At 48.8% G+C, this 13,566-nt stretch carries 1 protein-coding gene; it reads left to right on the top strand.

Features of this window, described 5'->3' with window-relative positions:
• Positions 1–114 precede the first annotated feature (114 nt).
• Positions 115–13,338, top strand: coding sequence for a tandem-95 repeat protein (locus tag R7070_RS09640; RefSeq protein ID WP_318141194.1), 13,224 nt, complete (start codon positions 115–117; stop codon positions 13,336–13,338).
• The last annotated feature ends 228 nt before the right edge of the window (positions 13,339–13,566 follow it).

Below are 13,566 nucleotides of genomic sequence, written 5' to 3' on the forward strand. Positions count from 1 at the left end.
TTTTATGGAACTCGAAAGGTATGAAAAAAGTTGTATAAAAAAGTTGGTTTCTAAAAATGGTGTCCTTTACTGCCTCTAAATACGATCAGTTAGCTAAAAGCAACGGAGGCTGTAATGGCAGGCGACACTAATCAAGAAAAAGACAATGAAAAGCTTAACGATGCGGTAGAGCAAACAGAAACGAAGGATACGGGGACAAAAGAAGAAAAACAGCAGTCGACCGTCTCTTCGACTGTAGCGACCGGTGCTGAAAGTGCAGATGCTGTTGATGAAGCCAATCGTGCGATGGAAGAAAATCCTAGTGGCGCGGGTACGGAAGAAGAAGCAGTGAGCTCGGGTGGCGCAGTTCAAGAAGAGGATACTGAAAGTAGCAGCGACTCTGACGCTGCACAATCCAATGTTGTTGATAGTGTAGCTTCTAGCGGAGAATCAGGTGACGAGGCTCTGGGCAGCGGTGGTTCGGATTCTGGGGCGGGTGCCCAAGCGGTCGGTGGTGGTGATGCCTCTGGCTCTGAAGGTGGTTCGGACGCAGAAGGCAATGAAGCGCAAGGACAAGCGGTACAAACTTCATCTGCGCCAAGTGCTTCTTCAGACTCTGAAGGTTCTCAAGGTGGTGACGAGCTAGATTCAGAAACCACTGAAGAGAGCTTCGCGGTGGATGTACAAGACACCAGCGAAGAAACCACGACGCAAGTAGAAGACGATTTCGACTCCGAAACTACGAGCGAGACGTTCCAAATTAAAGTCGAAGGTGAAAATGACGCGCCAGAAGTAGGGCAAGATCTGGCATACATCATGGATGAAGATGGCACTATTACCTTCACTCAAGAACAACTTCTCGGGTACGCGAGTGATGTTGATGGCGATGATCTTGCCGCATTTAACGTGCAAGTGGGTGCTAATGCATCAGTTGTGGATAATGGTGATGGCACTTATACCGTCACACCTGATACTGATTTCAATGGTGAACTCGACTTAACGTTTGATATCAGTGATGGTCAAGAAACCGTTTCAAGTTCTATCGATTTAACCGTTCGTCCAATCAATGACGAACCAGTGCCTGAAGATAAAACCTTTGAGGTGGAAGAGGACGGCACGCTGATCTTCACCGATGCTGACCTGCTTGCTGGCGCAACGGATATTGAAGGCGATAACCTAACCGTTGAAGGTGTGAGCTACGACGGTGGCGACGGCATCCTGACCGACAACGGTAATGGGACATACACTTTTGCGCCAAATGAAAACTTCAATGGTGATGTGAACTTCAGCTTTGATGTTTCCGACGGCACGGATACGGTTTCAGCCAACATTGATGTAAGCGTCACACCTGTCGATGATGCGCCAGTATCTGGCAATCTTGCTTACTCGGTGGACGAAGATGGCTCGATTCGTTTGAGCCAAGAGCAGTTGTTGTCGCAAGCTTCTGACGTGGAAGGCGATGCACTGACGGCGTCTAACCTTTCGGTAGATGGCAACGCGACGGTGACTCAAAATGACGATGGTAGCTTCACCATCACGCCGGACGCAGATTTCAACGGTGATATCGACATCAGCTTCGATATCTCAGATGGCACGAACACCGTTCAAGCAACCGCTGATCTAACCGTTAACCCAATCAACGATTTACCTGTTCCTCAAGACCAGCAGTTCAGCGTGGAAGAAGATGGCACGCTGATCTTTACGGACGCAGACCTGCTTATTGGCGCAGCGGATATTGAAGGCGATAACCTAACAGTTGAGGGCGTAAGCTACGACGGTGGTGACGGCATCCTGACCGACAACGGTAATGGGACTTACACTTTTGCGCCAAATGAAAACTTCAACGGCGATGTGAACTTCAGCTTTGATGTGTCCGACGGCACAGATACGGTTTCTGCCAACATTGATGTCAGTGTTACGCCTGTCGATGACGCACCAGTATCTGGCAATCTTGCTTACTCGGTGGATGAAGATGGCTCGATTCGTTTGAGCCAAGAGCAGTTGTTGTCGCAAGCTTCCGATGTGGAAGGCGATGCACTGACGGCATCTAATCTTTCGGTAGATGGCAACGCGACGGTGACTCAAAATGACGATGGTAGCTTCACCATCACACCAGACGCAGACTTCAATGGTGATATCGACATCAGCTTCGATATCTCAGATGGCACGAATACCGTTCAAGCAACCGCTGACCTAACCGTTAATCCAATCAACGATCTGCCTGTTCCTCAAGATCAACAATTCAGTGTGGAAGAGGACGGCACTCTTCAATTTACTGAAGCGGATCTGCTTGCAGGTGCTACCGACATTGAAGGCGATGACCTTTCTGTAACGGGAATCAGCTATGAAGGCACCGACGGCGTTCTAACTGACAATGGAGATGGCACATATAGCTTTGCGCCAAATGAGAACTTCAATGGCGATGTGAATTTCAGCTTCGACGTATCTGATGGCACGGATACGGTTTCAGCGAATGTAGATGTGAGCGTCACGCCGGTGAATGATCCTCCGGTGGCTGGTTCAACGTCTTACACAGTTCACGAAGACAACTCTATTACCATTTCTGACGCGCAGCTGTTGGCAAACTCTTCGGATTTAGAAGGGGATGTCTCGATTGATAGCGTGAGCTACTCTGGCAGCGATGGTGTGTTGCAAATCAATGGTGACGGTACGTACACCTTCTCTCCAAATGAAAACTTTAATGGTGAAGTGACGCTTGATGTTGTCGTCGCTGATGAAGAAGGCGCAACGGATGCTACCACTGCTGGCATTACGGTGCTGGAAGTGAACGATCCACCAGTCGCAGGACCAACTTCTTACACTATTGATGAAGATTCAGTTCTGACCTTCAGTGAGTCGCAAGTGCTGTTGAATGCCTCTGATGTGGAAGGCGATGTAGAGCTTGTTGGCATTAGTTACGATGGTCCGGATGGCATTTTCACCGTTAACGATGATGGCACGTGCAGCTTCGCGCCAAACGAGAACTTTAACGGACAAGTTCAGCTTGATGTGACCATTCGAGATGAAGATGGAGCAGAAGTTGATACCGTCATCAATGTGAATGTATTGCCAATCAATGATGCGCCAGTATCGGGTGATTTGGCTTACAGCGTTGATGAAGACGGTGCGATTACACTCAGCCAAGAGCAGCTTCTTTCTCAAGCGTCTGATATTGAGGGTGATGACCTGACTGCTAGCGATTTGACTGTCGATGGAAACGCAACCGTTACAGCGAACGATGATGGCAGCTTCACGATTACACCAGATGCGGACTTTAATGGTGACATTGATATCCAATTCAACATTACGGACGGTACAGACACTATCCAAGCAACGGCGGATCTAACGGTTAATCCGGTTAACGATCTTCCTGTTCCTCAAGACCAGCAGTTCAGTGTTGAAGAAGATGGCACGCTGCAGTTTACTGACGCAGACTTGCTTGCTGGTGCGACCGATATCGATGGCGATAACTTAACGGTTGATGGCATTAGCTACACAGGCAGCGATGGTGTGCTGACTGACCACGGCGATGGTACTTACACCTTTGCACCAAATGAAAACTTCAACGGCGACGTCAGCTTTAGCTTTGGTGTTTCTGACGGCACTGAGACCGTACCTGCCAATGTGGATGTGAGCGTCACTCCAGTGAACGATCCTCCGGTTGCGGGTTCAACGTCTTACACGGTTGATGAAGATAATGCGATTACGATTTCCGACGAGCAGCTTCTGGCTAACTCTTCGGATGTGGAAGGCGCGGTGTCCATCGATAGCGTGACCTATTCAGGCACCGATGGCGTATTCCAAGACAACGGTGACGGCACTTACACCTTCATGCCGAATGAGAACTTCAGTGGTGATATCAGCCTTGATGTGATTGTGGCGGATGAGCAAGGTGCGATTGACGAAACGACCGCAGGCATTACGGTCATTGAAGTGAATGATCCTCCAGTTGCCGGTCCAACGTCTTACACGGTTGACGAAGATTCAGTACTGACATTTAGTGAGTCACAAATTCTTGCCAACGCATCTGATATCGAGGGTGATGTAGAGCTTGTTGGCATCAGTTATGAAGGCTCGGATGGTATCTTTACCGTCAATGGCGATGGTACTTGCAGCTTTGCACCAAACGAGAACTTCAATGGTCAAGTTCAGTTGGATGTGACCATTCAAGATGAAAATGGGGCAACCGTTGATACGCACATCAATGTCGACGTATTGCCAATCAACGATCCACCAGTATCGGGTGATTTGGCTTACACCATCAACGAAGACAGCTCAATCACGCTAAGCCAAGAGCAGCTGCTTGCCAAAGCGGGCGATATTGATAGCGAGAACCTTGAAGCCATCAATCTATCGACAGATGACAACGCGACAATTCAATACAACGATGATGGCAGTTACACCATCACACCGGATGAAAACTACAACGGCGATCTAGACCTGACCTTCGATATCATTGATAACGATGGTGGCTCGGTACAAGTTGGTCTGGATATTACGGTTAATCCTGTGAATGACTTGCCACAAGCGCAAGATCAACAGTTCACGGTAGAAGAAGATGGCACCTTGCTGTTCACGGATGCAGACCTATTGGAAGGCGCATCGGATATTGATGGCGATGATCTGTCTATCGAAAACGTTCTCTACACAGGTGCGGACGGCGTGCTTACCGATAATGGTGATGGCACTTACAGCTTCGCGCCGAATGAGAACTTCAACGGTGATGTTCAGTTCACATTCGATGTGTCTGACGGCACAGGTTCAACACCTGCATTCATTGATGTCAGCGTGACTCCAGTGAACGATCCGCCGGTGGCAGGTTCAACGTCTTACACGGTTCAAGAAGACGGTCAAATCACCATTAGTGACGAGCAGTTGTTAGCCAACTCTTCTGATGTGGAAGGCGACGTAGCCTTGGCGAATGTTAGCTACTCTGGTAACGACGGTAGCTTCGTGGACAATGGCGACGGCACATATACCTTTACGCCAAATGAGAACTTTGACGGTAACATTTCGCTCGACGTTACGGTCATCGACCAAGATGGTGCAACGGATACGACAACCGCAGGCATCGATGTTATCGCGGTGAACGACGCACCAGAAACGTCAGGCATTCAAGCTGAGGTGGATGAAGATAACGCCATCACCATCACGCAAGAACAGTTGCTTGCGAATGCGACAGATATTGAAGGTGATGACCTTGTTGCCAGCAATCTACAAACCAATGACCCGGATGCGACGATCGTAGCCAACGATGATGGTTCATTCACGATTACGCATACGGAAAACTTCAATGGTGAGTTGGACTTCACTTACAACATCAGCGATGGCGAAAATGATGTTCTGACCACGTTGGATCTGACCGTTAATCCTGTCAACGATGCGCCAGAAGCGGGCGACGAGATCTTTATTCAAGCAGAAGAAGACCAAACAGTGGGTGTTTCTCTGCGTGAAGAGCCTGCGTTACGTCTCGACCAAGCCCCTGAAAACGGCATCATTGAAGCAAATCTAAATGACGAATGGGTACAGCTAGAAGTCGGGCAGGAGGTTCCTGCAGATACGGAAGTGCGCTTCATTCCAAATGATGATGCGTTGGCGAACGGTACGCATACGAGTCAAATTGGTACCTTTGACGACAACGCTAGCCTCGATGATTGGGGTACTGCTGTTGACCCTTACACACGTGAGTTTGTTGATGGTGATTTGAAAGTTACCGTTCAAAGTAATGATGACCCACTCGGTGCGTGGAATGGTAAAACACACATCGGTCACGGTATTGGTGATACTGACCGTCAAGGCTTGAGTGGTGATGAAAAACTGACTGTGAGCGTTGAAGGTCAAGACATCAACGAAATCAGCTTCCACCTAGATGGTCTAGGCGGCTGGTTTATGGAAGAGTCTCGCCACTTTACCGAAGTCGAAATTCGCGCATTCAACTCTGATGGTGACTTGATCGACTCGATGACTTACCACAAAGAAGATCGTGGTAGCTATGAGACGGATTACACTCTAACGGTGAACGAGCCGGTGTCTTACTTTGAGCTAGGTACGATTCAAGGTAACGGTACTTACGTGGTTCAAAACATGACGGTTTCGCAAACTTGTCATGATGAAGCGGTGTTCACATCTATTGGCGTGGACGGCACGGAAATCACGGAAACGGTAGAACTGAATATCCGTGAAGGTGACAGTGAAATCGAACTGACCGCTGACTTGCCAAATGTGACCATCGATACCGAAGGTTCTACGCAGTTTGCCTCTGTGGTTATCACAGAAGAGCAGCTTTTAGCACAAGCGAGTGATATCGATAGTGATGTCCTTGATATTCAAAACCTAGAGCTGGTGGGGGATAACGCGGAGCACGCTACGTTAACCGACAACGGCGATGGTACATGGACAGTCACACCAGATGAGAACTTCTACGGTGAGATTGAGCTAGGTTACCAAGTCACGGATGGTGAACTCACTGACGACAACATCATCAACATCAACTTCGAAGCAGTAAACGATGCGCCAATCGTTTCTGGTCCGATTGTGTTGTCGACTGATGAGGATGTGGGCATTACGTTTAGCGCGGACGATCTGCTTGCGAATACAAGTGATGTGGAAGGCGATGCGCTTTCTATCTCTGATATCTCTTACAGCGGTGACAACGGTGAGCTTGTCGACAATGGCGACGGCACTTACACCTTTATGCCGAATGAAAACTTCAATGGTGAAGTCGACATCGATTACAAAGTCTTCGATGGCACCGATGAAGTCGATACCCATCTAGATCTGACCGTTATTCCGATCAACGATGTGCCAGTCCCTGGTGCACCGCTGCATACTCAAATGCTAGAAAACGGCACGATCATCATCGAAGCAAAAGACCTGTTATCAGGTGCGACCGATGTTGATGGCGACATTCTGCATATCGAGAATCTGCTGCTTGTTGACCAGTCACAAGGTACGTTGACAGACAACGGCGACAACACCTTTACCTTCGAACCAACTTCGAACTTCTATGGTGAAGTGAACCTGACCTTCGACATCAGCGATGGTCAAGCAAGTGCACCAAGCACAGCGAAGATCGATGTTGAGATCGTCAACGAAGGTCCAGAGGTTAGCGGTCCAGTTGATGCGGTCGTCGATGAAGATGGCTCAATTACCATCACTCAAGAAGACTTATTAGCGAACGCGACGGACGTGGATGGTGACAACCTTGAAGCGGTGAACCTGTCGACCAACGATCCTAATGCAACCATCGTTGAGAACGCTGATGGTAGCTTTACGATTACACCGAGCGAAAACTTCTTTGGTGAAATCGAATTTACTTATGACGTAACTGACGCGATCGAAACCGTCGCCGCGGATCTAAACCTCACTGTTAACCCAGTGAACGACCTGCCAGATGTACCTGATTTGTCCTTCACCACAGAAGACGGTGAAGCCATCACGATTACTGAAGCAGAGCTGCTGGCTCAAGCGACGGACATCGAAGGCGATGACTTATCTGTTGTGAACGTGACGAGCTCAAGCGATACGGTTCAAGTGACAGACAATGGCGATGGCACCTACACGTTAACGCCAGAGCAGGGCTTCTTTGGTAATGTTGACCTCACGTTTGATGTGAGTGATGGCACCGATGTGGTGGCGGCAAACATCGACTTGAAAGTTGAGTTCGTCAACGACGCACCAGAAGCAGCGCCAATCGTGGCAGACGTGGACGAGGATGGCTCTATCCTCGTGACACAAGAAATGCTGCTTGAAAATGCCAGCGATCAAGATGGTGATGACCTATACGCAACGGCACTAGAAACCAATGATCCGAATGCCTCTATCGTGGATAACGGCGACGGCACCTTCACGGTGACACCGTCGGAAAACTTCAATGGTGACATTGCATTCACTTATGAAGTGAGTGACGGTGAACTAAGTGTTGCTAATGAAATGACATTGACGGTGAATCCAGTCAATGACATTCCAATTGTTGCGCCTGGCATGTACCAAATTGAAGAGGATGGCAGCATCCTGTTCACGCAAGAAGATCTGCTAAGTGGCGCGATTGATATTGATGGTGATGACCTCACCGTTACCAGCATTAACTACTCGGGTGATGAAGGTACTGTAACGGACAACGGTGACGGTACATTTAGCTTCGTACCAGAAGAGCACTTCAGTGGTGACTTACAGTTCAGCTTTACGGTTTCTGACGGTACTGATGAAGTTGAGCAAGACATTAATGTCCATATCGAAGCCGTGGCAGATGCGCCAGACCTAGTCATCACTGATGGCGACGGTCGAAACGTGGATGACCAAGCGATCTTGGTTGAGCCAGGCGGTATTGTTGAAGTGAACATCGCCGCAGCATTGGTTGACCAAGACTTGTCAGAAACGCTGACTGTGACCGTTGATGGCGTTCCAGAAGGTTCGGTGATCAGCTACGACAACGAAGGGGTACTTAACGATCAAGACAACGGTATCACCAGTTTTAACGATACTGAAATCACGGTTACCTTTGAAGGTGAAACCGCGGGTTACCAAAACGCAGCTGGCTATTACAAAGTTGATGAAGACGGCAATATCACGGGCGTTGAAGTGGTGTACGAAAACGCCTCTCAAGTTGGCGGAGGCGGTGACCTCATTCCGGGACAAGATCAGTTCAGCTTCCAAATCTCGGAAGGGGAAAGCTTCAACCTATTCTTGATTCCTAACGGTCATAACTTCAATGACTTTGCGTCCATGCAAGATGGTCAGTATGAGTTCCGTGCGGCAGATGGCTCTCCTGCGAACATGGATACGGTCGACCCACAACTCGTGTTTGTGGGTGCTGATGGTTCTGAAACCGTGATTCAAAGCCAATTTGGTGATGCAGTCTTCCATGGCGGCACAAGCTCAGAGCTCAACCAAGATGGCATTGAACATACTCGAACTACTGTGAACGAAGACGGTGAACTGGTTTACGGCTTTGAAGATCTCTACGGTGGCGGCGATGCCGATTATAGTGACTTCAACTTCACCATTGATGTAGGTGAAGTGAACAGCCAGATCTACAGCGGTGAAGTAACAGTCGGTCCAGATGGTTCTGTAACGCTTCCAACCACAGCAATTGAACAAGAGCTACAGATTCAATTGCCAGAAGACTTTAACCAACAGCTAGAAATCAATGTAACGGCAACGGCGACAGAGCTATCAAATAATGATTCTGAAACCGTTTCTCAAACCATCTACGTCAATGCAACGGGTGCTCACATTGAACATACGCCTGAAGCATTGCCTGTTTCTGCTGTGGTTGAAGAAGATGGTTCAATCCTAATCACGCAAGAAGATTTGCTCGCTAATGCGCGTGACTTGGATGGAGACCAACTGACAGCACTGAACTTGGCAACGGATGATGAAAACATCACCATCACAGACAATGGTGACGGTACTTACACCTTAACACCAGATGCGGACTTTAATGGTGATATCACCTTTACGTTCGATGTGTCTGACGGCGATGATGTTGTCTCAACCAACCTTGAGTTATTGGTGTCACCAGTTAACGATGCGCCTGAACCACAAGATCAAGCGCTCACCATTGGTGAAGATGGTGTGCTGACCTTTACTGATGCGGATCTCCTAACAGGCGCTACCGATATTGAAGGGGATGACTTATCTGTTGAGGGCGTCACTTACACAGGCGCAGACGGTGTTCTTACTGACAATGGTGATGGCACCTACAGCTTCGCACCAAACGAGAACTTCAATGGCGACGTGAATTTCACTTTCGATGTTTCCGATGGCACGGATACCGTGACGGCAAATATCGATGTAACAGTGACGCCAGAGAACGATCCACCGGTTGCAGGCAGCACGGCTTACACCGTTCATGAAGACAATTCGATTACCATTAGTAACGAACAGCTGTTGGCTAACTCGTCTGATATAGAAGGCGAAGTGGCGATTGATAGCGTGAGCTACAGCGGTAACGATGGCGTGCTGGAAATCAACGGTGATGGTACGTACACCTTCTCACCAAACGAAAATTTCAGCGGCGAGGTGAGCCTAGATGTTGTCGTGGTAGATGAAGACGGTGCGACGGACTCAACCACCGCTGGCATTACTGTTCTTGAGGTGAACGATCCACCAATCGCAGGTGCGACAAGTTACTCTGTTAATGAAGACGAAGTCATTATCTTTACGGAAGAGCAACTGCTAGCGCAGTCAAGTGACGTGGAAGGCGACGTGAGCCTAGAAAGCGTCTCTTACAGTGGTAGCGACGGCATTCTAACGGCGAATGACGATGGCACTTACAGCTTCGCACCAAATGAAAACTTCAACGGTGGCGTAAGCCTAGACGTAGTCATCGCTGATGAAGACGGTGCAACTGCGACAACCAACGCGAACATTGATGTATTGCCAGTCAACGATGCTCCGGTATCTGGCGACTTGGCTTACAGCGTCGATGAAGACGGTTCAATCACATTGAGTCAAGAGCAGTTACTGGCTCAAGCGGGTGACGTCGACAGCGATAATCTAGAAGCAGTGAACTTAACCGCGGTAGCCAATGCAACCGTTGTTGAGAACCAAGATGGTAGCTTTACGATTACGCCTGATGCGAACTTCAATGGCGATATAGACCTAAGTTTCGACTTGATTGATAACGATGGTGCAAGCGTGGAAGTGGGCGTTGACCTAACGGTGAACCCAATTAACGATGCGCCGCAATCAACGCCAGTGAATATTGCTGGCACCGAAGATACCACCATTCTTATCACGCAGGACATGTTGCTTGCTAACGCGACAGACATCGATAACACCTACGACGAACTGTCTGCTGTCGACTTAGTGATTGATGAGCAATACGGTGACTTGCTAGACAACGGTGATGGTACTTGGTCATTCACTCCGGCTGAGAACTTCAATGGTGATGTGCCAATGTCGTTCGGCGTCAGCGATGGTGATTTAGTTACGCCGGTTGAAGGCAATCTAAACGTCGAAGCGGTTAACGATGCACCAGAAGCGCCAACCATCCAGATGCAAGGCGAAGAAGATGTGGTCATGGTGATTGACCCAGCTTACATCGCTGATCAAGTTACGGATCTTGATGGTGACGAAATCAGCGTAGAAAGCATCACGGTTCGTGCTCCTGCAAACGCGACATTAACTCAGCAACCAGATGGTATGTACCACTTGGTGACCACTCAAGACTTTAATGGTTTGGTGGAACTGGGCTACACCGCGACGGATGGTGAAGAAGTGGTTGAAGGCTCGTTGAATGTGGATGTTATTCCAGTCAACGATGCACCATTTAATGTGGGTAATGCCTTTATGGCAACCGACGAGGATGGCGCATTCACCTTCGATGCTGGCGACCTGATGAACTTGTTCGGCGATATCGACACTGAAAACCTAGTCGTATCACGCATTATCACCGCAGAAGGTGAAGATGGTGGTGACGTAACAGACAACGGTGACGGTACTTGGACATTCACACCGACTGGCGATTTTGCAGGGGTTTCTGACTTGCAAGTCGTGGTAAGTGACGGTGAGTTTGAGACGGTACTTGATGTACCAGTGTTTGTTCGCCCTGTTGCGGATGGCGCAGTCATCACAACCGACCATGATGGTCCGTTAGTCTTCGGTGAGGACGAAACAGGTCACCTAGGCTTGAATGTCGGTCTGATCGACGATTCAGAAACGCTAAGTAACCTAGTGATGACTGGTTTCCCTGTTGGCTTCGAAGTTACGGATGGTGTGAACACCGTTACCATCACGGAACCGGGTCAATACATCGACTTGAACGAGTGGGATATCTCAGACCTGCAAATGACGCCTCCGGCTGACTTTAATGGCGAGTTCTTCGTAACCGTGACCGCAACAACGGTGGATTATGGTGACGAGCCAGAAGAGTTCGAAGATGGCATCGATTCAGGTGACTTCGAAACCTTAGCGGGTGAGCCAGTTGTACTAACCGCAGATGACCTAATCGGATTGGCAGAGAATGTGGACGCTGACGCGGGTGATGAAGTGAAATTCGTTCACCTAGCTGATCGCAGCCAAGGTGAAATTGTCGATAACGGTGATGGCACATGGACATTCAATCCAGCACCAGGCTTTACGGGTGAAGCGGATATCGCTTACGTGATTGATAAAGACGGTGTGCTTCATGATGAGCAAACAGGCGTGGTCGTGAAAGAAGACGCACCACAAGAGAATGCTTCACCAGAAATCGACAGCATTTCTACCACAGAAATGGCAGCGGATGGCACCTTGTCGTTCACCAATGATGACATGCTATCGACCTTGAGCGATGCAGAAGGCGACAGCTTGAGCATTGAGTCAGTGAGCCTAATGGAAGGTCAAGGTGTGATAGAGACCGATAACCAAGGTAACTACCAATTCACACCAGCAGAAGGCTACACCGGAGATGTTCAAGTTGGCTTCATTGCAACTGACGGTGAAAACCGCATTGAGAGCTTCTTCAATGTCGACATCCAAGGTGAAGGTGAAACCACAACCAGCGAAGGCTACGCACTGGCTGATGATGGTTCACTAACACTAACGGAAGCGCAGTTGATTGATGAACTTGGCATTAGCCCTTCTGCAGAAGTGTTGGATGTCGCCGATGCAAACGATGCTGGTTTCTTTGCGAAATCAGGTGATGAAGAGTGGACATACTGGCCGAACGATGACTTCGATGGCAATTTGGCTATGGATGTTCAGGTCAACGACAATGGTGAAGTATTGACTCAGAATCTGAGCATCCAAGTTGCGGACGATTCAGCGCAAAGCGACGAGCCACAAATCCAAACTGCCCAAGCATCAGCAGAGCAGCAAGTTGGCGAAGCGCAACAGCCTGAAGAGCAAGCAGCAAACGGTGCAGACAGTGAAGAGGAGAGCGCAGCTGATGTGACTGCAGCACCAGGCGATACTATTTCTATCTCGGTTCCAGATGAGGTCAGTGGTAACGAATCGGTGGATTATGCAGAAATGTCCGGTCTACCTGATGGTGCATCGGTAAGCAACGCACTGGATAATGGCGATGGTAGCTTCACATTAAGTGGCAACCTCAACCAACCAGTATCAGTTGACCTACCAGAAGGTTACGAAGGTACGAGCGAAATCCAATTCCAAGGTTACGACGAATTGGGCAGCGCAGTAGAAGGTGCGAGTGGCACAGTTGAAGTTGAAGTCGATGATCAATACACCATGCAAGGTTCTGCTCAAGATCAGCAACCAGATATGGCGGGTATGGAATCTGGCGGCAGCGACTGGACAAGTGCAGGAGGTCAAGATCAAGGTGTTGACTTCACGGATGACTCTGGCAGCTTCGACTCGGATACTCAAACGGGTACTGACCAAGGCAACGATTTCGATCAAAGCTCAATGTAACCAGTCCTAGACGAGGGCAGTGTCATTGCTGCCCAAACCAAAGCCATGCAGAGCCTACTTTGCATGGCTTTTTTGTTGGGCTTCTTTCTATGAGCTCTAGAAAAAAACTTGGAAATTGAAAAAAGTATTCTTAGCTAGTTTATACCCAAGTAACCTCGAGATGTTAGGTTCAGCGAGAATGGCTTGGTTTGTAGACGCGGCGGCGATTTAAAGGTCTAGTGGGTCTAA

Origin of the sequence: Vibrio sp. 1557 (assembly GCF_033340175.1) — a bacterium.
GTDB classification, from domain to species: domain Bacteria; phylum Pseudomonadota; class Gammaproteobacteria; order Enterobacterales; family Vibrionaceae; genus Vibrio; species Vibrio alginolyticus.